The sequence below is a fragment of the Nordella sp. HKS 07 genome (genome assembly GCF_011046735.1).
Taxonomy (GTDB): domain Bacteria; phylum Pseudomonadota; class Alphaproteobacteria; order Rhizobiales; family Aestuariivirgaceae; genus Taklimakanibacter.
Genome location: NZ_CP049258.1, coordinates 1,809,612 through 1,829,868, shown reverse-complemented (window position 1 = coordinate 1,829,868; position 20,257 = coordinate 1,809,612). Strand labels below are relative to the sequence as shown.

At 62.6% G+C, this 20,257-nt stretch carries 23 protein-coding genes; 18 read left to right on the top strand and 5 right to left on the bottom strand.

Annotation, left to right across the window (positions count from 1 at the left end; all coding sequences use genetic code 11):
- Window positions 1–130 precede the first annotated feature (130 nt).
- From ccoN to ccoS, 8 genes are read left to right on the top strand one after another with little or no spacing between them, the layout of a single operon-like run.
- A complete protein-coding gene (ccoN, locus tag G5V57_RS08595; protein WP_165167105.1) occupies window positions 131–1,789 on the top strand; it encodes a cytochrome-c oxidase, cbb3-type subunit I in 1,659 nt (552 codons plus the stop codon).
- A 5-nt stretch (window positions 1,790–1,794) separates the two neighbouring features.
- Window positions 1,795–2,529 (top strand): cytochrome-c oxidase, cbb3-type subunit II, encoded by a 735-nt coding sequence (ccoO, locus tag G5V57_RS08590; RefSeq protein ID WP_165167104.1) that lies wholly within the window; start codon window positions 1,795–1,797, stop codon window positions 2,527–2,529.
- A 2-nt stretch (window positions 2,530–2,531) separates the two neighbouring features.
- On the top strand, window positions 2,532–2,726 hold the full coding sequence (locus tag G5V57_RS08585) for a cbb3-type cytochrome c oxidase subunit 3 (protein WP_165167103.1): 195 nt from the start codon (window positions 2,532–2,534) through the stop codon (window positions 2,724–2,726).
- A complete protein-coding gene (gene ccoP, locus G5V57_RS08580; RefSeq protein ID WP_206530232.1) occupies window positions 2,717–3,595 on the top strand; it encodes a cytochrome-c oxidase, cbb3-type subunit III in 879 nt (292 codons plus the stop codon). The genes G5V57_RS08585 and ccoP overlap by 10 nt, the downstream gene beginning before the upstream one ends.
- Window positions 3,592–3,777, top strand: coding sequence for a hypothetical protein (locus G5V57_RS08575; protein ID WP_165167102.1), 186 nt, complete (start codon window positions 3,592–3,594; stop codon window positions 3,775–3,777). The genes ccoP and G5V57_RS08575 overlap by 4 nt, the downstream gene beginning before the upstream one ends.
- A gap of 13 nt (window positions 3,778–3,790) precedes the next feature.
- Window positions 3,791–4,579, top strand: coding sequence for a DUF2189 domain-containing protein (locus G5V57_RS08570; RefSeq protein WP_246737573.1), 789 nt, complete (start codon window positions 3,791–3,793; stop codon window positions 4,577–4,579).
- A complete protein-coding gene (locus G5V57_RS08565) occupies window positions 4,576–6,741 on the top strand; it encodes a heavy metal translocating P-type ATPase (protein ID WP_165167101.1) in 2,166 nt (721 codons plus the stop codon). The genes G5V57_RS08570 and G5V57_RS08565 overlap by 4 nt, the downstream gene beginning before the upstream one ends.
- Window positions 6,738–6,890 carry a cbb3-type cytochrome oxidase assembly protein CcoS gene (gene ccoS, locus G5V57_RS08560; protein ID WP_165167100.1) on the top strand — a complete coding sequence of 51 codons (153 nt, stop codon included), beginning with the start codon at window positions 6,738–6,740 and terminating at the stop codon, window positions 6,888–6,890. The genes G5V57_RS08565 and ccoS overlap by 4 nt, the downstream gene beginning before the upstream one ends.
- Here ccoS and G5V57_RS08555 read toward each other — a convergent pair whose 3' ends face one another.
- Window positions 6,891–7,577 carry a Crp/Fnr family transcriptional regulator gene (locus G5V57_RS08555; protein WP_165167099.1) on the bottom strand — a complete coding sequence of 229 codons (687 nt, stop codon included), beginning with the start codon at window positions 7,575–7,577 and terminating at the stop codon, window positions 6,891–6,893. It lies immediately after the preceding gene.
- 131 nt (window positions 7,578–7,708) lie between these two features.
- Here G5V57_RS08555 and G5V57_RS08550 point away from each other — a divergent pair, with 131 nt between their 5' ends.
- Window positions 7,709–8,149, top strand: a complete 441-nt coding sequence (locus G5V57_RS08550) for a pseudoazurin (RefSeq protein ID WP_165167098.1) — start codon at window positions 7,709–7,711, stop codon at window positions 8,147–8,149.
- A gap of 49 nt (window positions 8,150–8,198) precedes the next feature.
- Window positions 8,199–9,401, top strand: a complete 1,203-nt coding sequence (locus G5V57_RS08545; RefSeq protein WP_165167097.1) for an NnrS family protein — start codon at window positions 8,199–8,201, stop codon at window positions 9,399–9,401.
- A 3-nt stretch (window positions 9,402–9,404) separates the two neighbouring features.
- Here G5V57_RS08545 and G5V57_RS08540 read toward each other — a convergent pair whose 3' ends face one another.
- Window positions 9,405–10,025 carry a TetR/AcrR family transcriptional regulator gene (locus G5V57_RS08540; protein ID WP_165167096.1) on the bottom strand — a complete coding sequence of 207 codons (621 nt, stop codon included), beginning with the start codon at window positions 10,023–10,025 and terminating at the stop codon, window positions 9,405–9,407.
- An 89-nt stretch (window positions 10,026–10,114) separates the two neighbouring features.
- Between G5V57_RS08540 and G5V57_RS08535 the strand changes: the two genes are divergently transcribed.
- The 5 genes from G5V57_RS08535 to G5V57_RS08515 are packed head-to-tail and all read left to right on the top strand — an operon-like array spanning window position 10,115 to window position 14,629.
- Window positions 10,115–11,188, top strand: a complete 1,074-nt coding sequence (locus G5V57_RS08535; protein WP_165167095.1) for a spermidine/putrescine ABC transporter substrate-binding protein — start codon at window positions 10,115–10,117, stop codon at window positions 11,186–11,188.
- Window positions 11,189–11,219: 31 nt separating this feature from the next.
- A complete protein-coding gene (locus G5V57_RS08530; protein WP_165173946.1) occupies window positions 11,220–12,062 on the top strand; it encodes an ABC transporter permease in 843 nt (280 codons plus the stop codon).
- Between the two features lies 1 nt (window position 12,063).
- Window positions 12,064–12,846: an ABC transporter permease gene (locus G5V57_RS08525; protein ID WP_165167094.1), complete on the top strand. Its 783-nt coding sequence runs from the start codon at window positions 12,064–12,066 to the stop codon at window positions 12,844–12,846.
- Window positions 12,843–13,889 (top strand): ABC transporter ATP-binding protein, encoded by a 1,047-nt coding sequence (locus G5V57_RS08520; protein ID WP_165167093.1) that lies wholly within the window; start codon window positions 12,843–12,845, stop codon window positions 13,887–13,889. The genes G5V57_RS08525 and G5V57_RS08520 overlap by 4 nt, the downstream gene beginning before the upstream one ends.
- On the top strand, window positions 13,886–14,629 hold the full coding sequence (locus tag G5V57_RS08515) for an MBL fold metallo-hydrolase (protein ID WP_165167092.1): 744 nt from the start codon (window positions 13,886–13,888) through the stop codon (window positions 14,627–14,629). The genes G5V57_RS08520 and G5V57_RS08515 overlap by 4 nt, the downstream gene beginning before the upstream one ends.
- A gap of 1 nt (window position 14,630) precedes the next feature.
- Here G5V57_RS08515 and G5V57_RS08510 read toward each other — a convergent pair whose 3' ends face one another.
- The gene (locus tag G5V57_RS08510; RefSeq protein ID WP_165167091.1) at window positions 14,631–15,680 is read right to left on the bottom strand and encodes a LacI family DNA-binding transcriptional regulator; all 1,050 of its coding nucleotides are present in this window, start codon (window positions 15,678–15,680) and stop codon (window positions 14,631–14,633) included.
- A gap of 112 nt (window positions 15,681–15,792) precedes the next feature.
- On the opposite strand from G5V57_RS08510, the gene G5V57_RS08505 reads away from it, so the two are divergent.
- Complete coding sequence (locus G5V57_RS08505; RefSeq protein WP_165167090.1) at window positions 15,793–16,893, top strand: DUF4432 family protein; 1,101 nt, start codon at window positions 15,793–15,795, stop codon at window positions 16,891–16,893.
- Between the two features lie 21 nt (window positions 16,894–16,914).
- Here G5V57_RS08505 and G5V57_RS08500 read toward each other — a convergent pair whose 3' ends face one another.
- Window positions 16,915–17,565 (bottom strand): amino acid ABC transporter permease, encoded by a 651-nt coding sequence (locus tag G5V57_RS08500; protein WP_165167089.1) that lies wholly within the window; start codon window positions 17,563–17,565, stop codon window positions 16,915–16,917.
- Window positions 17,562–18,224 carry an amino acid ABC transporter permease gene (locus tag G5V57_RS08495; RefSeq protein ID WP_165173944.1) on the bottom strand — a complete coding sequence of 221 codons (663 nt, stop codon included), beginning with the start codon at window positions 18,222–18,224 and terminating at the stop codon, window positions 17,562–17,564. The genes G5V57_RS08500 and G5V57_RS08495 overlap by 4 nt, the downstream gene beginning before the upstream one ends.
- Before the next feature lie 89 nt (window positions 18,225–18,313).
- Between G5V57_RS08495 and G5V57_RS08490 the strand changes: the two genes are divergently transcribed.
- Window positions 18,314–19,090, top strand: a complete 777-nt coding sequence (locus G5V57_RS08490; RefSeq protein WP_165167088.1) for a transporter substrate-binding domain-containing protein — start codon at window positions 18,314–18,316, stop codon at window positions 19,088–19,090.
- A gap of 131 nt (window positions 19,091–19,221) precedes the next feature.
- Window positions 19,222–20,220, top strand: coding sequence for a sugar ABC transporter substrate-binding protein (locus tag G5V57_RS08485; protein ID WP_165167087.1), 999 nt, complete (start codon window positions 19,222–19,224; stop codon window positions 20,218–20,220).
- The last annotated feature ends 37 nt before the right edge of the window (window positions 20,221–20,257 follow it).

The following is a 20,257-nucleotide window of genomic DNA, read 5'->3' as shown; positions in this document are numbered from 1 at the left end:
TGAATGGAGCCTGACCAGGGCCGGCGCTCGAATTTGCGCCAGATCAAAGACGGGCTGAGGGGCTCTCGTCTAGGGATGGTGCAAGGGGGGATCACATGATGATCATCTTGGCTACGGGGGCAACAGCATCATGATTGCGCGATTGACCAGCGCCGAGCGCCAATTGGCGTTTATCCTCCTCATCCTTATGACGGTTCTGGGCCTTGCCATGGCGGTGGCGGGGCGCGGCACGCCGTTCGGACTGCATGGCCTCCTGGTCATCGCCTTCTCTGTCGGCATCGGTATTCCGCTCCTGCGCAAATTTGACGCGCCCGAGCCCGATCCGGCGCAGTTCGAGCATTATTATGATGATCCGACCAAGGCCGGGATCGTGCTCGCCATGCTCTGGGCCATTGCCGGTATGCTCGTCGGCGTGTGGGTGGCGGCTCTCCTGGCCTGGCCCGATCTCACCTTCGATGCCGGCTGGGCGAGCTTCGGCCGGCTCAGGCCGATCCACACCAGCGGCGTCATTTTCGGCTTCGGCGGCAATGCGCTGATCGCCACGTCCTTCCATGTGCTGCAGCGCACGTCTCGCGCGCGCCTGCCGGATCAGCTGAGCCCATGGTTCGTGCTCATCGGCTACAATCTGTTCTGCCTCGTGGCCGCCACCGGCTATATGATGGGCATCACCCAGTCGAAAGAATATGCCGAACCCGAATGGTATGCCGATCTCTGGCTGGTCATCGTCTGGGTCGTCTATTTCCTGATCTATATCCGCACGCTGGCGCGCCGCAAGGAACCGCATATCTATGTTGCGAACTGGTACTACATGGCTTTCATCCTGGTGGTGGCGATCCTCCACATCGTCAACAATCTGGCGGTGCCGGTGTCGTTCGGCGGGTACAAAAGCTACTCGCTGTTCTCCGGCGTCCAGGATGCGATGACGCAATGGTGGTACGGGCATAATGCGGTGGCCTTCTTCCTCACCGCGGGCTTCCTCGGCATGCTCTATTACTACCTGCCGAAGCGCGCCGGCCGGCCGATCTTCTCCTACCGGCTTTCGATCATCAGCTTCTGGGGCATCACCTTCATGTATATGTGGGCGGGCTCGCACCATCTGCACTACACGGCGCTGCCGCAATGGGTCCAGACGCTCGGCATGACCTTCTCGATCGTGCTTCTGGTGCCGTCCTGGGCATCGGCCGGCAACGCGCTCGCCACCCTCAACGGCGCCTGGCACAAGGTGCGCGACGACGCCACCTTGCGCTTCATGATGGTCGCCGCCGTCTTCTACGGCATCTCGACCTTCGAGGGCTCGTTCCTTGCCATCCGCGCGGTCAATTCACTGTCGCATTACACCGACTGGACTGTCGGCCATGTACATGCCGGCGCGCTCGGCTGGGTGGCGATGATCACTTTCGGCTCGATCTATGCATTGGTGCCATGGATGTGGAAACGGGAGGCGATGTATTCGGCCCGCCTCGTGGAAGTGCACTTCTGGCTCGCGCTTGCCGGCACCGTCATCTACGTCTTTGCGATGTGGAATTCCGGCATCATCCAGGGGTTGATGTGGCGGACCTACACGGAAAACGGCACGCTCGCCTATTCCTTCATCGACTCGCTCGTCGCGATGCATCCCTATTATATAGCGCGCGCCTTTGGCGGCCTCCTGTTCCTGCTGGGCGCGATCGTCGGCACATATAATGTGCTGATGACGATCCGCGTCGCGAAGCGTGAACAGGCCGAGAGCGGCGGCGAGCTCGACCGGCCGAGCCATGGCCGCGATCCCGTCCTGCAGGTCGGGGAGTAACGCTCATGGCCGAATTCCACCGCACACTTGAACGCAGCGCGATGCGCTTCGTCTTTGCCATCATCATCGTCGCCTCGATCGGCGGCCTGGTCGAAATCGCTCCGCTCTTCACCATCAAGAGCACGGTCGAAGCGGCGCCCGACATGCGGGTCTATACGCCGCTCGAGCTGGCCGGGCGCAACATCTATATCCGGGAAGGCTGCTACGCCTGTCATTCGCAGATGATCCGCACTCTGCGCGATGAGGTCGAGCGCTACGGGCCTTATTCGCTGGCGGTCGAATCGCAGTATGATCATCCGATGCTGTGGGGCTCCAAGCGCACCGGCCCCGACATCGCCCGAGTCGGCGAGAAATACTCCGACGCCTGGCATGTCAAGCATCTCTACAATCCGCGCGACGTTGTGCCGGAATCGGTCATGCCGGCCTATCGCTGGCTCTTGCGTGACGAGCTGAAGGTCGACGATCTTCCGGGACATCTGCGGGCGATGCGCGATGTCGGCGTGCCTTATACAGATGCGATGATCGAGAATGCGGCGAAGGACGCCGCCGGCCAGGCCGCGCCCGACAGCGATGCCGCGGCGGGCGTCGCGGAGCGCTATGGCCCGGCCACGCATATCCGGGCCTTCGACGGCAATGCCGGCCGTCTCACCGAAATGGACGCGATCGTTGCCTATCTGCAGATCCTGGGCAAGCTCACCGACGCTGCCCATAATATCGAGCAAACCACGCTGGGAGAGTGATCATGCATGACATGATCGTCGCTTTCGCCAAGAGTTGGGGGCTCTTCTATTTGATCGCGCTGGCGGCCGGCGTGGTGATCTATGCCTATTGGCCGGCCAATCGCCCTAAGTTCGATCGCGCCAAGAAAAGCATTCTCGACAAGGATGACAAACCCAAAAACGGCATTTCCGACAAGGACGACAAACCGTGGACATAGGCAAGCGTGATCCCATTACCGGCCGCACGACGACCGGTCATGAATGGAACGGCATCGAGGAGCTCAATACGCCGGTACCGCGCGTCGTGCTGTTTTTCCTCATCACGACGACCCTTTTCGCCATCGGCTATTGGATCCTCATGCCGGCCTGGCCTCTTGGCACGACCTATACCAAGGGACTGCTGGGCATCGACCAGCGCGAGATCGTGGCGAGGCAGGTCGCGGAGGCCCATCAGGAGCGGGCGCCCTGGACCGACAAAATCGCCACGATGGATTTCGCCGCCATCAAGTCCGATCCCGAGCTCATGGGCCGGGTTACGCTCGCTGGCCGTACACTATTCGAGGATAATTGCGCCGCCTGCCATGGCGTGAAAGCGACCGGCGGACCCGGCTTCCCCAACCTTGCCGCCAAGTCGTGGCTGTGGGGCGGGGGGCCGGACAAGATCGCGGAAACCATCCGCGTCGGTATCAACTCGACCAACGAGGGCACGCGCGTCTCGCAGATGACCGCTTTCGGCCGCGACGGGGTTCTGACTCCGGCGCAGATCGGTGATGTCGTCACCTATGTCCGTTCCCTCTCCGGCCTCGTCGGTGATGATCCGGCGGCGGCGCCGGCGATCCAGGCCGGCAAGGAAGTCTTCGCCGCCAATTGCGTGAGCTGCCATGGCGATGACGCCAAAGGCAAGCAGGATATGGGCGCGCCGAACCTCACCGACAAATACTGGATCTATGGCGGCGATCTGGAATCCGTCTTCACCAGCGTCTATTCGGGCCGGCAAGGTCACATGCCGCATTGGGACACCAGGCTCTCGCCCGTCGATATCAAGATCCTGGCGCTCTATGTCGACGGGCTGGGGCCGCTCCAATGACCGCGCTCGGCGAGAGGCGCTTGTCCTGGCGGTTCCTCGCCTACGCGCTGGCGGGGCTATGCGTCGCCATCTTCGTCGCCGCGAATGCGCACCTCATTTATGTGGCGGTGACGTCGCAGCCCGATTGCGTGCCGCATCAGAAGGGTGAAGGCATCTATCAGGTGGCGAAGGCCGCCTGCTGAAAGGGAGATCAGGATGACCGCCTCGAGCAGCATGAATGAGACCGGCGAGCGGCCCTATATCGAGCGCAACCGCCGCAACCTCCCGGCCAGCGCCGCTGTCGGCTGGCTCAAGGCCGGATGGCGCGACTTCCTCGATCATCCGGGGCCCAGCCTTGCCTATGGTCTCGCCGTCTTCGCGGTGTCGCTCGCTATCGTCTGGGGACTCTTCGCGCTCGGATACGATTACATTCTTTTCCCGGCGCTCGCCGGCTTCATGGTGATGGGGCCGATCCTCGCCGTCGGCCTTTATGAAAAAAGCCGCGCGCTCGCCAATAAGCAACCCGTCTCGCTTCTTCGGATGATTTTCGTCAAGGCGCGCTCGGGCGGTCAGATCTGGTTCACCGGCGCGATCCTGTGCGGTTTGATGCTCCTGTGGATGCGTGCCGCGGTGCTGATCTATGCGCTGTTCTTCGGGCTCACCCCGTTTCCGGGCCTCCATCACATCACCCCGATGCTGTTCACCACCTGGACCGGCTGGGCCATGCTGCTGGTCGGCTCGGTGATCGGCGGGATCTTCGCCGCCTTCTCCTTCGCCATCAGCACCTTCTCCATCCCGATGCTGCTCGATGAGGATGTCGATGCCTTCACCGCCATGGGCAGAAGCATCTCGCTCGTCTGGAGCAACCTGCCCGTGATGATCGCCTGGGGCGCCATCGTGCTGGCGTTGTTCCTGTTGAGCGTGGCCACGGCTCTCATCGGTCTCATCATCGTGTTTCCCGTGCTTGGCCATGCCACCTGGCATGCCTACAAGGCGATGAGATGAGCTGCTGCGGCCAGGCGGCGGTGGCCGGCGCCGAGCTTCTGGCGCCACCGTCCACCGACGAGGTCGCCCTCGCCAGCCGCGATCTGGGCGAAGGCCTGCGCCAAAGCGATCTTTCCGTCCCAGGCATTCACTGCGCCCACTGCATCGGGGCCATCGAAGGCGCCTTCAAACACGTCGATGGCGTCGAGGCGGCGCGCGTAAATCTGTCGAGCAAGCGGGTCGCCGTCAAATGGCGGGGCGAGAAGGCGCCGCCGATCATCGAGACCTTGCGCGAGCTGGGCTATGACGCCCATCTCTTCGCGCCCGAGGAGCGCAGTGATCCGCAATTGGCGCGGCTCATCCGCGCCATGGCCGTCGCCGGCTTCTGCTCCATGAACATCATGCTGCTGTCGGTGTCGATCTGGTCGGGCGCGGAGCCCGGTACGCGCCAAGCCTTCCATTGGATTTCCGCCGGGCTCGCGCTTCCGGCCCTGCTCTACTCGGGCCGCATTTTCTTCTTTTCCGCGTGGTCGGCGCTGCGGAAGGGCCGCACCAATATGGATGTGCCCATATCCATCGGCGTGGTCCTCGCTTTCGGTCTGAGCCTCTACGACACGGTCATCGGCGGCCCACATGCCTATTTCGACGCGGCCACCTCGCTCCTCTTCTTTCTGCTGATCGGCCGGACGCTCGATCACCTGATGCGCGAAAAAGCGCGTTCAGCGGTGCAGGGCCTCGCGCAGCTCACCCCGCGCGGCGCCACCGTTATCCGCGCCGACGGCGGTCGTGACTACCTGCCGGCCCAGGCAATAGAGCCCGGCATGCTGCTGCAGGTCACGCCGGGTGAGCGCATTCTGGTCGACGGCGTCGTCGAGGGCGGGCAATCCGATATCGACTGCTCGCTCGCTACCGGCGAGACCCGGCCGCATAAGGTGGCGGCGGGCGACAAGCTCCGGTCGGGCATGCTCAATCTCACCGGGGCGTTCACGCTCAGGGCGCAAACGAGCGTCGCAAATTCCTTTCTCGCCGAGATGACCCAGCTGATGGAGGCGGCTGAAAGCAGCCGCGGCCATTATCGCCGGCTCGCCGATCGGGCCGCTGGCTACTATGCGCCGGTCGTGCATGCCTTGGCTCTGCTGACCCTCATCGGCTGGCTCATCGCCACCGGCGACTGGCACCGCTCGATCAGCGTCGCCATCGCGGTGCTCATCATCACCTGCCCCTGCGCGCTCGGACTGGCGGTGCCGATCGTCCAGGCGGTGGCGGCCCGGCGCCTGTTCGAGAGCGGCATCATGGTCAAGGACGGCGCCGCCCTGGAGCGTTTGGCGGAGATCGACCAGGTCGCCTTCGACAAGACCGGCACGCTCACTCTCGGCCATCCGCGCCTCATCGATGAAGATGCGGTCGACAGGCGCGCGCTCGCAATTGCCGCCGCCCTGGCGCAGCAGTCCAATCATCCGCTCTGCCGGGCACTGGCACTTCATGGCGACGGTAGTCGCCGCACCGTGACGGACTTCGTCGAAATTCCGGGCTCAGGCCTCGAGGCGAGGATCGAGGGACATTTCTACCGGCTCGGCCGAGGCGCCTGGGCGGGCGGCGATGACGGGGAAGCGACGGTCCTTACCGAGGACGGTAAGCCAATCGCCAGCGTCACCTTCGAGGACGACCTCAGGCCCCGTGCATCGGAGGCGGTGCGCGAGCTCCGTGCCATGGGTATCGCGCCCCTTATTCTCTCAGGCGACGCGCGCCCGATCGTACGGCGCGTCGCCGACGGGCTCGGCATCGAAGAGGCTATGGGCGCCATGTTGCCCAAGGAAAAGACGGAGTATGTCGCGGGGCTCGGCAAGGCGCTCATGGTGGGCGATGGCCTCAATGATGCTCCGGCGCTGGCGCGCGCTCACGTTTCGATGGCGCCGGCCAGTGCTGCCGATATCGGCCGCAATGCCGCCGATTTCGTCTTCCTGCATCGCGCGCTCACCGCCGTGCCGCTCGCCATCCGCATCGCCCGCGATGCACGGCGGCTCGTGGGACAGAATTTCGCGCTCGCCATACTGTATAATGTGCTGGCTCTACCCTTCGCCATGGCCGGCTATGTCACGCCCTTGCTGGCGGCACTTGCCATGTCGGCCTCGTCGATCGTCGTCGTGGCGAATGCGTTGAGATTGCGTGGAGGTCCCTCATGAGCAGCCTCGTTTATCTCGTACCTCTGGCACTGCTTCTGGGCGGTGCGGCACTCTGGGCATTCTTCTGGACATTCAAGAGCGGACAGTATGACGATCTCGATGGCGCCGCCAATCGTATCCTGCTCGATGACGACGAGATGGAGCGGTGATTACCCGACATGGTCGAGCAGGCGCTGCGCATCGACCACAGTGACGCGTTTGCGCGTGCTTTTGACGAAGCCCTGATGTTCCCAGGCGGTGAGCAGGCGGCTCACCGTGTGCAAGGTCGTGCCGGTCATGTCGGCGATGTCCTGGCGTGAAATGGGAAAGCTGATCTCGATACCAAATTCGGTCTTGCGGCCCGACTGTTCGATGAGCCGCAGAAGTGCGTGCGCGACGCGCCGGTCTACGAGCGCGGTGGCAAGGTCGACGACGCGCTCATTCGTCTCCTCTAACCGGGCGGCGACGGTTTTGTAGGTATTGGCCGCAAAGGCTGGATAACGGGCGGCAAGCTCGTGCCAGGCTTCGTTCGGCCAGGCGAGCGCCAGCGAATCCACCGCGGCGACGGCGGTTGCCGGATAGGTCAGGCGACCAAGCGCGGTAGCGATGCCGATGAGCTGACCGGCGCTGATATAGCGCATGATGACCTGCTGACCATCGGCAGTCGTCTTGACGACCCGGACATGACCGTCAAGCAGCAGGAAGAAGGAATGCGCCTCGGCATCCTGTTCGAAGACCGGCTGGCCGGCCGCGATCCGCAGCGACCGTGCCTTTTCAAGGATCAGGTCGAGATCGGGGCGGGTGAGCCCCGAAAAGGGCGGCAGGCCGGCGATCAGGGATCGGTCAAGCATGTACAATCCAGTTGGTCCTCCAAGCGGGACGGGACGGAACGCCGCAGGTCCGCGCGCCGGTTATTTGCGCTGCAGCAAAGTCAGAGAGGGCCGGACAAGTCAATAGTTGGCCAGATCGAAGCAAATGGAGAATTGTCATGAGAATTCTGGCCGGGCTGCTGGCATGCGCCATGGTGTTTGGCGCGGGCACGGCGCTGGCGGCGGATTATCAGGTCCACATGCTCAACAAGGGCGAGAAGGGAGCCATGGTGTTCGAACCTGACTTCGTCGCGGCGGCGCCGGGCGACACGATAACCTTCATCCCCACCGACAAGTCGCACAATGCCGAAGCGATCAAGGGCATGCTACCGGAGGGTGCGGAAGTCTTCAAAGGCGCAATGAACGAGACCGTTACGCTCACGATTGCCAAGGAAGGTGTCTACGGCATCAAATGCACGCCGCATTACGGCATGGGCATGGTGATGCTGGTCGCGGCCGGAAAACCGGCCAATATCGATGCGGCAAAGGCGGTCAAGCATCCGGCCTTCGCCAAGAAGAGATTCCAGGCCATCTTCGAAGAAATGCCGCAGAGCAATTAGGGACGGTGGCCGGAGCGTCCGGGAGACCGGGCGCTCGCACCGCACGCATATGGCGATCGCGCGCGTTAAACCAGGGAATTATCCGGCGGTGCTTTCCTACGGCTTCCGGCCCTTCTTTCTTTTGGGGGCGCTCCAGGCCGGGCTCGCGGTGCTCTTCTGGCTGCCGCTTTTCTACGGGTGGCTCACCACGGCGAGCCACTTCGCCCCCGTCGATTGGCATGTGCATGAGATGCTGTTCGGCTATCTGCCGGCCGTCATGACGGGTTTCCTCCTCACCGCCATACCCAATTGGACCGGGCGCCTGCCTGTGCAAGGCGCGCCTTTGCTGGGCCTCGTGCTGCTCTGGCTTACCGGGCGCATCGCCGTATTCTTCTCGGGCGAGATCGGATGGGCTGTCGCGGCGGCGATCGATGGCGCCTTCTTGGCTGCTGTGGTGATTGTGGCGGCACGCGAGATCATCGCCGGACGAAACTGGCGCAATCTCAAGGTGCTGGCGCCGGTCACGGTGCTCTTCGCCGCGAATGTTCTATTCCATTGGGAGGCGAACCAATATGGCATCACCGATCTCAGCCGCAGGCTGGGGCTTGGCGCGGTGATCGTGCTGATCATGGTGATCGGCGGGCGGATCATCCCGAGCTTCACCCACAACTGGCTCGCCCGCGAGAATCCCGGGCGCTTGCCCATTTCTTTCAACCGCTTCGACGCGGTGGTCATTCTCGTCTCGGCGCTGGCGCTGGTGGCCTGGATCTTCTTTCCCGCCCGAAGCGAGAGCGGGCTACTCATGATTCTTGCCGCGCTCCTCAATGTGGCGCGTCTTGGGCGGTGGGCCGGGGATCGCACCTGGCGCGATCCCCTGGTCTTCATTCTTCATGCCGCATATGCCTTCCTCCCGCTGGGCTTCTTGCTGGCCGGGCTGGCGGCATTCGCACCTGAGCTCATCCCGCCCGCCGCCGGGATCCATGCCTTTGGCACCGGCGCCGTTGGCGCGATGACGCTCGCCGTGATGATCCGCGCCACGCTCGGCCATACGGGCCATGCGCTGAGGGCGGGAGCAGCGGCGCGGCTGATCTTCGTGGCGATCATCGCCGCCGCGCTGTTGCGGCTCGCCGCCGCCTGCCATCCGTCTCTCGACTTCTTGATGCCGCTCTCGGCGGCGTGCTGGGGCATAGCCTTTCTCGGCTATGCGGGCTTCTTCGCGCCCATGCTGCTCAGGCCGAGACGGCGGGCGCAGCCTGTCGCCGCGCCCGCCTGACAATCAGGCAGGGGACGCGGCGGCATCGAGCAGCAGCTTGTTCTGCCGCCTGATCCCGGCGCGCAGATCGGCGATGGTCATCGCTTCGGCCTTCACGAAGATGGAGAACATCATATTCGTGTTGTTGAAAATCATCTCGCCGACGCTTCTGGCGTCGACGTCACGGCGGACGAGCTTCAGCTCCTGCAGCCGCCTGATGAGCGCGCAGGTCTGGTCGGTGAGGGCCCTGTCGAGATCGCCATAGGTCCTGCCGAAAGGGCTTTCCGGCTGCTGGGTCGAGATCGCCATCGCCTGGCGCCACATCTCCTTGCTCAGATAGACAAGTGAGTGCTCGATATAGCCGATGACGAGCCTGTCGACGGCCTTGGCGACATTGGCCGGCGGATTCTCGATCACCTCGTGACCGGCATTGAGGACTTCGTTCACTTCCATAGCGACGATGGCGACCAGAAGATCGCCCTTGTTCTCATAGTAATTGTAGATCGTGCCGATCGAGACCTCGGCCAGCGCGGCGATCGCTTCGATCTTGGCGCCTTCATAGCCCGAGTTGCGGAAAAGCTCCGATGCGGCCTGCAATATCCGCTGATGCCGGTCGGCTTTCTGGCGCGCGCGTAATCCTGTCATCCCGTCATCCTGGCATATTTTTAGAATTGACTCAATTTTAGAAATGGTTCATTTTTTGCACGAAATTCAGAAACTCAGGGAGGAACGACATGAGGACTCTGTCTCGCATCAGGAACGCCTTCAGGAAGCTCGCGCTTTCGGCGACGGCTCTCGTGGCGCTCGGGATTTCGCCGGCCCTGGCGGAGGAGATCAACGCGCTGATCTGGTGTGATCACTCGGCGCCCGAATTCCTCAAGCCTTTCGAGGATGCGACCGGAATCAAGGTGAACGTGAAGGAGTTCGAAGGCACCGGCGCCGGCCTGGCGCTGCTCGAGCAGTCGCAGCCCGGCGACTGGGACGTGATGGTGATCGATTCCATCGATGTGCGCCGCGGCGTGGAGAAGGGGCTTTTCGAACCCCTGCCGGAAGACAAGCTGCCCTTCGGTGATCTCTATCCGCAAGTGACGCTCGACGCCTTCACCAAGTTCGACGGCAAGCGTTACGGCATCACCGAGAAATTCGGCTACAACACGATCAGCTTCAACAAGGACAAGGTCGACCCCAGCGACATGCAGTCCCTGCAGTCGCTGGTGAGCGACAAATATAAGGGCCGCATCGCCATCTATGATTATTATCTGCCGGTGATGGGCATGGCGGCGCTGGCCGTCGGCAAGAAGACCGCCGAACTCACCGAAGCGGACCTGCCGGCCATCAAGGATGTGCTGCTCAAGATGAAGGCCAATGCCAAGCTCGTCGGCGAGGTCACCGCCAGTCAGACGGCGCTCGCTACCGGCGAGGTTGATATTCTGGTCGGCGGCGGCGAGTGGGTGACGGCGGGTCTCGCCAAGGAGAATCCGGCGCTCGACTTTTCCATTCCGAAGGAAGGCGGCATTCTCTGGTCGCAGTCGCTGGCGATGCTGGCGGCCAGCCAGAAAAAGGACGCGGCGCTCAAATTCATCCAATATGTGCTGAGCCCGGAAGGCCAGGCGCGGCTCGCCACGTCCTCCTGCTATTGGGGTATGCCGTCCAACCAGAAGGCAGCGCTTTCCGACGAACAGAAGAAGGTGCTGCGCTTCGACGAGCAGCCGGAGTTCCTCGCCCGCGCCCAGTTCTATCCCGCTCCCGACGAGAAACTCGACAAGCAAATGCAGGATGTGTGGACCGAGATGCTGCAGGCGCAGTAATCTCGACTGCCTTGAGCATCCCGACGATATGATGACGCGAAGCCCGAATACCAGTGGCGCCGTGCCCTGGGTGGCGGTGGGGCCGGCGCTCCTGTGGACGCTGGCCTTCTTCACCGCCCCTTTCATCGCCATGGCGCTGATCAGCGTCACGGTGAAGGGCGGAGGCTTCTCGCTTTCCAACTACCAGCAGTTTTTCACCGACCCGAGCTATTACCGCGCGCTGTTCAACTCGCTTCAGGTCACGGCGCTCGTGACCGTCATTTCGATCCTGCTCGCCTATCCTTTCGCGTGGATTCTCGCCGAACGCATCCCCGAACGCTGGCAGAGGCTGGCGCTCATTCTGGCGATCCTGCCCTTCTGGACCTCCTATGTGGTGCGTTCCTACAGCTGGCTTCTGGTGCTCGCCGAGAAGGGTGTCGTCAACAATGCCCTGGTGCAGCTCGGCCTGATCAGCGAGCCGATACAGCTTGCCAATACGCGCTTCGCCACGGTCACCGGCTTTGTGCATTTCTTCGTCATGCTGCTGACGCTGACGATCTTCGCCAATCTCAAGCAATTGAGCCCGAGCTACCGCAAGGCCGCCGCCGATCTGGGCGCCGGACCGGTCAGGACCTTCCTCCATGTCATCCTGCCCTTGACGCTGCCCGGCATCATGGTCGGCGCCTTTCTCACTTTCGTGCTGGCGACCGGGGACTACATCACGCCGCAGATTCTGGGCGGCAACAACGAACTGCTGATGCCGCAGCTCATCATGCTGCAGATCGGCCGGCGCGGCGATTTCCCACTCGCCTCGGCTCTCGCGATCCTGCTGATGGCGGTAGTGACGGTCGCCTATCTGCTCTGCGCCCGCTGGCTGAAGATCGAACGGACCTGACATGCGCGCGTCGATTCGTATCGCTACCATTCTCTATGCCGTGCTCATCTACGGCTTCATCTTCCTGCCCGTGGTCACCCTGGTGCTGTTCTCATTCCAGGCGACCTCCTTCCCGATCCCGCCTTTCAGCGGACCGTCGCTGCGCTGGTATCAGGCGGTGCTGTCCGATGCGCGCCTCACCTCGGCGCTGATCAATTCGCTCTTCGTCGCCGTGATTTCCTCGGCGGTCGCGACTGTTCTTGGCTTCCTTGCCGCCTGGGGCTTCGCCCGCTTCTGGCTGCCGGCTTCGGCGCTTCTGCGCGGCTTGATCACCCTACCGCTCACAGTGAGCTATCTCATCATCGGCATGGGACTTCTCGTCCTCTTCAACGCCATCGGCATCCCCAAATCACTCACCGCCGCCGGCATCGGTCATGTGGTGATCAATCTGCCGCTCTGCTTCGCTATCCTCTATAGCCAGATGGGCGAGCATCAGGCCAATATCGAGCGCGCCGCCCGCGATCTCGGCGCCAAGGAATGGCAGGTGCTGACGCTGGTCACCGCGCCCATGCTGTGGCCGGCTTTGTTTGCCAGCTTCTTCCTGTCGATGACTTTTTCCTGGGATGAGTTCATCATCTCCTTCCTCCTCACCCGCTTCGATACGACCTTGCCGGTCGAGATCTGGAACCTCCTGCGCTCCGGCCTTAACCCCAAGACCAATGCCGTGGGCTCGCTCGTCTTCCTGGTGTCGATCGCCTTCGTGCTTCTTTTCGAACTCGTTTTCTTCCGGAAATCCAGAACATGACGCCCTTGGTCCAGGTCAAATCCGTCTCGCAGACTTTCGGAACCATGCGGGCTCTCGACAATGTCTCGCTCGACATCGCGCCGCGCAGCTACACGGTGCTGCTGGGCCCTTCGGGCTCCGGCAAGACGACCCTGCTGTCGATCCTCGGCGGCTTCCTCGTGCCGACATCCGGCCAGGTGCTGATCGAAGGCCAGGATTGCACCAGCATGCCGCCGGCGAAGCGGCCGACGACGACGGTGTTCCAGGATTATGCGCTGTTTCCCCATATGACGGTCGGCGCCAATGTCGGCTTCGGCCTGCGTATGCGTGGCGTGTCCGCCAGCGAGCGGGACCGGCGGGCACAGGAGGTGCTGAAACTCGTCGGCCTGCCCGAGGCCTTCGCCAAGAAACCGCATCAGCTGTCCGGCGGCCAGCGCCAGCGCGTGGCGCTCGCCCGCGCTCTGGTGGTCGAGCCCTCGGTGCTGCTCCTCGATGAGCCCCTGGGCGCGCTTGACCTGAAGCTCCGCCGCCAGATGCAGGAAGAGCTCAAGGCGATCCAGAAGCGGGTCGGTACCGCTTTCGTGCATGTGACGCATGATCAGGAAGAGGCCATGGCGCTCGCCGATCATTGCGTGGTGATGAATCACGGACGAATCGAGGATGAAGGACCGGCCGAGCGCGTCTATCTGAAGCCGGCGAGCCGCTTCAGCGCCACCTTCATGGGCGAGAGCACGATCTTTCCGGGCCGTATCGTGGCGGCGGGCGAGATCGAAACGCCCTTCGGTCTCTGGAAACTCGCCACCGATGCGGCACCCGGCCGCGAGCTCACACTGGCGATCCGCCCCGAACATGTGGTGATCGATCAGAAGAAACTCCTGCCGCTGGGCACCGCGCGCATCGAAGACGTCATCTTCCAGGGCAGCTTCAAACGCGTCACCGCCATTCCCGCCAAGGACGAGACGTTGACGCTCCTGGCGCGGCTTCCCGCCGATGCGATGGTGCGACCGGGCGACATGATCGATTTCGCCTGCGACCCGGCGCATGTCCTGGTCCTGGCGCGATGATGGTCGCCGCTGCTGATTGGTATGAGACGATCCGCTGCGCCGATGACGTGACGCTGATACATGAGCCGTGGATCAAGCCCTTCTACCGTTGCAATATGTGGCATGTGCGCGGGCGCGACCGCGATCTGCTGTTCGATACGGGGCTCGGCCATTTCAGCCTGCGACGGCATGTGGCGCTGGTGCGCGAGCGGCCGCTGCTCTGCGTCGCGAGCCACACGCATTTCGACCATATAGGCTGCCATCATGAATTCGCCGATCGGGCCGTGCATGGGGCGGAAGCCGCCATTCTCGCCGATCCGCGCAATGAGCTCACCTGCGCCGACAGATATGCGACGGAAGAGATGTTCGACCGGCCGCCGCAAGGCTGGAAGACGGAAGCCTATCGCATCGAGCCGGCGCCGGCAGGTCGCATCCTCGAGGGCGGCGATATCATCGATCTGGGCGATCGCGCCTTCGAGGTCATCCACACGCCCGGCCATTCGCCGGGCGGCATCGGCCTCTTCGAGCGCCGGACCGGCATCTTCCTCTCGGGCGACATCGTCTATGACGGACCATTGATCGACGACGCCTATCACTCCGTCCGTCGCGACTATCAAGCGACCTTCGAGCGCATTCGGTCATTGCCGGTGAGCATCGTGCATGGCGGCCATTTCCCAAGCTTCGGGCGCACCCGCTATCACCAGCTCATCGATGAATATCTGGCGGGCCTGCGCCGGGCCGGGTGCCATATCGCGAGATGAGCTAACCCCGCGAGCGTCTCGCGCTCTCGCGCAGGATGATGCTGAAGCCGAGATTCTGGCGGCTAATATTGCTGCGTCCACCGGACAAACGCGCCAGCAGCATATGGCCGGCCTTGCGCCCCATCTCGGTCGCCGGCACATGCACGGTCGTCAGCGTCGGGGAAACCACCCGGCCGATTTCGAGATCGTGAAATCCGGCAATACCGATCGTGTTGGGCACGTCTATTCCCTGTTCGCGGCAGGCCAGGATCGCGCCGACGGCGAATATGTCGCTGGTAAAGAAGATCGCATCGACATCCGGTGTCTGCTGGCGCACGGCGATCAGCGCCCGCGCGCCGATTTCGGGACGGATATCGGCATCATGCTCGACGACGTGAATGGGCAACGCCGGCAAGCCGGCCTCCTGAAGTGCCGCGAGATAGCCTTCGGCGCGAAGCCGCGCGCGCTCGTTGCCGGCGGATGAGCCGTTGACGAAGGCAATGCGACGGTAGCCGGCGCGCACCAGCTCGCCCGTCATAGCATGGGCCGCGTCGCGGTTCGAATAACCCACCATCATGTCGATGGGCTCCTCGGCCGTCTCCCAGGTTTCGATGACGGGGATACCGAAATTGCGCAGAATGTCACGCGAGGCCTTGCTGTGGGTAAGGCCAGTCAGCATCAGCGCGTCGGGGCGCCGTTCGAGGATCGAGCGGATCTGGCTTTCTTCCACATCGGTCCGGTAGGAGCTGAAGGACACGAAGAGATCGAGGCCGGCTTCGGAGATGACATCCGACAAACCTTCCAGCACGTCGGCGAAGATCGAATGGCGCAATGTCGGCACGATCGCGGCGATGAGGCCGGTGGCGCCGGATGTCAGGCTGCCGGCGAGCCGGTTGGGGACGTAGCCGAGCTTCAACATGGCCGACGATACGCGCTTGCGCGTTTCCGGGTTGACCTTCTCGGGCTGACGCAGCACGCGCGAGACCGTCATCTTGGTCACGCTGGCGAGTGCCGCCACTTCCGCCATGGTCGGGCCAAATCCGCGCTTCGACCCTCCATCTCCTTTTGCCAAGGTCCGAAATCCTGCTCGTTTCACGTGCAAAGCTGTCGACAGGAACCCATGCAGATCATTGCCGGGCCTGTCAAACGCTTGTTATGATACCCGTAACATAGGAGGGGATGCGATGGATTTTTTCGGCGATGGGCTGTCGGGCGACGCGCTGCGCCGGCGCGTCGGGCATATGTCGCAGATCGCGGACGTCAGGCTGCTTACCTCCGATAATGGCCCCTCGCGCGGCGTCCGCTTGCTCGAATTCAGGACCGGCACCGGTTTTTCCTTCGAGATAGGCGTCGATCGCGGTTTCGATGTCGGCCGCTGTGAATTCCGCGGCGCATCCGTGGCCTGGATCCCGCCGACCATGCTTGCTGCGCCCTGGTTCTTCGAGGATCAGGCCGGATTCGGCTGGCTGAGGACCGGGCTTGGTGGCCTCAACAACACATGCGGGCTCGTCCATATCGGCAATCCGGAAGAAACGTCCGTCGCCCACTACAATTTTCCTGCGCGGCCCACCGACCGCTATGGCGTGCATGACCGGGCCGCCCTCATCCCGGCCGAGATCGTGAGTTTCGGCGGGCGCTGGGTAGAGGGAAGATATTGTCTCGAGGCCGTCGGCCGGGTCACCCAGGCGCAGAGCTATGGCGAAACCCTCGTTCTCACTCGCTGTTATCGGGCCGAAATGGGCGGATCATGGTTCGAGATGGAGGATGTCGTCGAGAATTGCGGCTTCCTGCCGGCCGAGCACATGCTGCTCTATCATTTCAATGTCGGCTACCCCTTCGTCGATGAGGGGGCCGAACTCATCGCGCCGACCGAGCGTGCGCCACGCCTCCTCTTCGGCACGGCCGATGTGAGCGATCGCAGCAGCTGGTCACGCTTCATCGCGCCGCAGAAAGACTGGGTCCAGCAGACTTTCGAGCATCGGCTGCGGGCGGATGAACAAGGCGAAGTAGAGGTCGCTATCTACAATCCAAGACTTTTTGGCGGCACCGGCGTGAGTGTGCGTTATGACCGAAGGGCGATGCCGAACTATATCGAGTGGCGGATGATGGGCGAAGGCCAGTATGCGGTCGGCATCGAGCCCTGCACCAACGGCTTTGGCCGCGAGGCTGTGAAAGCCGCCGGCGAGCTGATCGTGCTCGCGCCCGGCGCGGCGCGGCGCTACAGGACGCGCCTCGCCATCATCGATGCCGGCGCGGCCGATCGCCTTCGCCAGGCGGCAGGCTGAGTCGCGCGGCGTCCGTTGCCATCATCCCTGCACCGCGAGCCGCTTTTCCAGCCAACGGCTGGTGCGCGACAGCGGCCAGCACAGCGAAAAATAGATCAGCGACACGATGAGAAAGACGGTCAGAGGCTGGTAGGTGGCGTTATTGACCAGCTGCGCCGTCCGCGTGAGCTCGGTAAAGCCGATGATCGAGGCGAGGGACGTGTTCTTGATCAGCTGGACGAGGAAGCCGATCGTCGGTGGGATGGCGAGTTTCACCGCCTGCGGCGCCACGATGAGAAGAGTAGCCTGCCATTGCCTGAGACCCAAGGCCTTGGCCGCCTCCCACTGTCCTTTGGGTACGGCCTCGATGCACCCGCGCCAGATCTCGCCGAGAAAGGCACTGGCATAAAGCGTCAGGCCCAACGACGCCGCCGTCCAGGCGTTGATCTGGAGCCCAATGATATTGGCGCCGAAGAAGATCACGAAAAGCTGCATCAGAAGGGGCGTGTCCTGGAAGAGCTCGATATAGCCGGTGGCGGCCCAACGCAGCGTCTTGGCGCGCGAGGTGCGCGCGAGTGCTATAAGGAAGCCTGCGATCGATCCGCCGACGAAGGCGATCAGCGAAAGCAGGATGGTCCAGCGTGCCGCGAGCAGCAGGAGCAGTATTTCGTCCGCCGAGAAGTCCCTGATCATCGCTGACGGATCCAGCGCGAGTGAACGAGATGGAAGGCGCCGCGGAAGGTGAGCGCCAGTACGATGTAGATCAGTGTCACGATGAAATACACTTCGAATGTGCGGAAGGTCCGCGACTGGATGGTGTTCGCCGTTGCGGTAAGCTCCTCGACGGCGATTGCCGAGACAATGCTGGTGCCGAGCATCAGGAGAATGAACTGGCTCGTCAAAGCGGGATAGATCGCGCGGATCGCTTGCTTGAAGATGATCAGGCGGAAGATCATGAACGGCCTGAGGCCCAGGACCTTTGCGGCCTCGATCTGGCCTTTGTGAATGGACTGGATGCCGGCGCGGATGATCTCCGTGCCATAGGCACCGACATTGATCGTCATGGCGAGAATCGCCGCGTGGTCCGGGGCAAGGCGGATGCCGAGACTCGGGAGGCCTAGATAGACGACGAAGACCTGGACGAGGAAGGGCGTGTTGCGGATGAACTCGACATAGGCAGTGACCGCCATGCGCAAGGCGCGTGGCCCATAGGAGGCGGCGAAGGCGCCCAGAGTCGCGACGATCATCCCGAAGAACATGGAGAATAGGGAAAGTTTGATGGTCAGCAGAAGGCCGTCGACTAAGAGGGGCCACTCTCGCCACACCGTCCCAAACTGGAAAGTGTAATCCAGCACCGTATAAATTATCCCCTCATATATTGACTTGTTACCGATAACATGCACAGTCACCGACCCGTTGACAAGTCTTATGGGAGAAAATCATGAAATGGTTGGCAACATTTATGCTGGCCGTGCTGACGATGATCGGCGCGGCGCAGGCGCAAACAGTCGATGACATCATCGGCAAAGGCAAAGTGGTCATCGCTGTGGATCCGACGAGTGCACCTTTCGGCGTTACTGGCACCGATGGGCAGCCCGACGGTTATGACGTGGATGTGGCGCGTCTCGTGGCGAAGCATATGGGTGTCGAGCTCGAGCTGGTGCCAGTCACCTCGACCAACCGCATTCCGTATCTGCTCACCAACCGCGTCGATCTGGTGATCTCGCTGTTCTCGATCACGCCGGAGCGCGCGCTGCAGGTCTCGTTTTCGAATCCCTATGCCGCGGTCGGCACTATCATCACCGCCCGGAAAGAGAAGCAAATAGCGTCTTATGACGATCTCAAGGGCCTGAAGGTCGGAGTGCCGCGCGGCACCATCCCCGACCTGCTGCTGACCAAGATGGCGCTTCCCGACGTCGAGATCATGCGCTTCGACGACGAGGCGACATCCATTCAGGCGCTTGTCACCGGCCAAGTCGATGCGCTCGGGAGCAGCACGACGGCGTTGCTCGTGCTCAATCGCGGCAAGGCCGAGAAGGAATTCGAATCGAAGATCACGCTGGTCGAGAATCATTTCGGCATCGGCATGCGGCGCGGCCAGGACGATCTGCGTCAGTGGTTGAACACTTTCATCTACGCCATCAAGACGAATGGCGAGCTCAACGCCATCGCGCGCAAATGGACGAATGACGATCTGAAGCCGCTGCCGGTCTTCTGATCCCACCGCCCGCCCGTCCGGTCGCGCCGGACGGGCGGTGATTGACAAATTTACGGTTACCGGTAACATGCTCCGAGGGCCTCGTGATCAGGCCCGCGCCAGGAAATCCGGCGCCTCAGGGAGGAACCAACATGCAGAGAATGCTTCTCGCCGCTACCGCGGCTCTGATCCTTGCCGGCACGGCCACCGCTCACGCCCAGCAGAAGGTCGGCCTCATCCAGATCGATCTATCCAATCCCTTCCATCTGGGAGAGGTCGATGGGGCCAAGGAGGCGGCGCGGCGCGCCGGATTCGAACTCGTCGTCACCAGCGGCGAGGGCGATGTCACCAAACAGATCCAGGCCATGGAAAACCTGATCAACGAGAAGGTCGACGTCATCTCGATCAATTTCATCGACGCCGCCGCCTTCGGACCGACCATGGCCAAGGCCGCCGCTGCCGGAATCCCGGTGGTCTGCCTCCATTCCAAGATCGATGGCTGCGCCGCCACGCTCGGCTTCGACGAGCGCTATACCGGCAAGATCGTCGGCGAATATGCGGTCGAGCTCCTCAAGAGCCGCTATAAGGGTGAAGTGAAGGGCGAAGTCGCCAATCTCCAGGGCCTTCTCGGGCAGGGACTCAATACCGACCGTTCCGGCGGCTTCACCGATGTCATGCAGCAATATCCCGGCGTGAAGGTGGTGGCGCAAGAGCCGACGAGCTGGGATCCGACCAAGGCCGTGTCGATCACCGAAAACTGGATGACGGCCTATCCCGATCTCGATCTCATCTACGGCAATAGCGACAGCCTTACCGTGCCGGCTGCCACGGCGATCGACCGGGCGGGCAAGAAAGACCAGGTGATGCTGGTCTCCGTCGACGGCACCGAGCCCGGCCTCAAGGCGGTGAAGGATGGCACGATGAAAAGCACCGTTCTGCTGGCGCCGCAATATTCGGGCTTCTGGAAGGCCTATTTCCCCTATCAGATCGCCGCCAAGAAGGAAGCGGCCAAGGATTTCCTGATCAAGGGTGTCCTCGTCACCGATGCAAATGTCGATGCGGCACTGAAGCTCGCCGATGATCAGGTCTCGAAGATCCAGGAATTCCCCTTCGAGAAGCCGCTCGCGGATATCGTCGCGACCTACAAATGAGTGCCGCGGGGCCTTTGCGCGAAAGCGCCGGGCCCCG

What these genes read in the sequence shown, in the direction of transcription:
- G5V57_RS08525 (WP_165167094.1), top strand. Translation starts at nt 12,064, where the DNA reads ATGCGCGCGTCGATTCGTATCGCTACCATTCTCTATGCCGTGCTCATC.
- ccoN (WP_165167105.1), top strand. Translation starts at nt 131, where the DNA reads ATGATTGCGCGATTGACCAGCGCCGAGCGCCAATTGGCGTTTATCCTC.
- G5V57_RS08500 (WP_165167089.1), bottom strand. Translation starts at nt 17,565, where the DNA reads ATGATCAGGGACTTCTCGGCGGACGAAATACTGCTCCTGCTGCTCGCG.
- G5V57_RS08535 (WP_165167095.1), top strand. Translation starts at nt 10,115, where the DNA reads ATGAGGACTCTGTCTCGCATCAGGAACGCCTTCAGGAAGCTCGCGCTT.
- G5V57_RS08545 (WP_165167097.1), top strand. Translation starts at nt 8,199, where the DNA reads ATGGCGATCGCGCGCGTTAAACCAGGGAATTATCCGGCGGTGCTTTCC.
- G5V57_RS08515 (WP_165167092.1), top strand. Translation starts at nt 13,886, where the DNA reads ATGATGGTCGCCGCTGCTGATTGGTATGAGACGATCCGCTGCGCCGAT.
- G5V57_RS08575 (WP_165167102.1), top strand. Translation starts at nt 3,592, where the DNA reads ATGACCGCGCTCGGCGAGAGGCGCTTGTCCTGGCGGTTCCTCGCCTAC.
- G5V57_RS08565 (WP_165167101.1), top strand. Translation starts at nt 4,576, where the DNA reads ATGAGCTGCTGCGGCCAGGCGGCGGTGGCCGGCGCCGAGCTTCTGGCG.
- ccoO (WP_165167104.1), top strand. Translation starts at nt 1,795, where the DNA reads ATGGCCGAATTCCACCGCACACTTGAACGCAGCGCGATGCGCTTCGTC.
- G5V57_RS08530 (WP_165173946.1), top strand. Translation starts at nt 11,220, where the DNA reads ATGACGCGAAGCCCGAATACCAGTGGCGCCGTGCCCTGGGTGGCGGTG.
- G5V57_RS08585 (WP_165167103.1), top strand. Translation starts at nt 2,532, where the DNA reads ATGCATGACATGATCGTCGCTTTCGCCAAGAGTTGGGGGCTCTTCTAT.
- G5V57_RS08505 (WP_165167090.1), top strand. Translation starts at nt 15,793, where the DNA reads ATGGATTTTTTCGGCGATGGGCTGTCGGGCGACGCGCTGCGCCGGCGC.
- G5V57_RS08540 (WP_165167096.1), bottom strand. Translation starts at nt 10,025, where the DNA reads ATGACAGGATTACGCGCGCGCCAGAAAGCCGACCGGCATCAGCGGATA.
- G5V57_RS08570 (WP_246737573.1), top strand. Translation starts at nt 3,791, where the DNA reads ATGACCGCCTCGAGCAGCATGAATGAGACCGGCGAGCGGCCCTATATC.
- G5V57_RS08485 (WP_165167087.1), top strand. Translation starts at nt 19,222, where the DNA reads ATGCAGAGAATGCTTCTCGCCGCTACCGCGGCTCTGATCCTTGCCGGC.
- G5V57_RS08550 (WP_165167098.1), top strand. Translation starts at nt 7,709, where the DNA reads ATGAGAATTCTGGCCGGGCTGCTGGCATGCGCCATGGTGTTTGGCGCG.
- ccoS (WP_165167100.1), top strand. Translation starts at nt 6,738, where the DNA reads ATGAGCAGCCTCGTTTATCTCGTACCTCTGGCACTGCTTCTGGGCGGT.
- G5V57_RS08520 (WP_165167093.1), top strand. Translation starts at nt 12,843, where the DNA reads ATGACGCCCTTGGTCCAGGTCAAATCCGTCTCGCAGACTTTCGGAACC.
- G5V57_RS08490 (WP_165167088.1), top strand. Translation starts at nt 18,314, where the DNA reads ATGAAATGGTTGGCAACATTTATGCTGGCCGTGCTGACGATGATCGGC.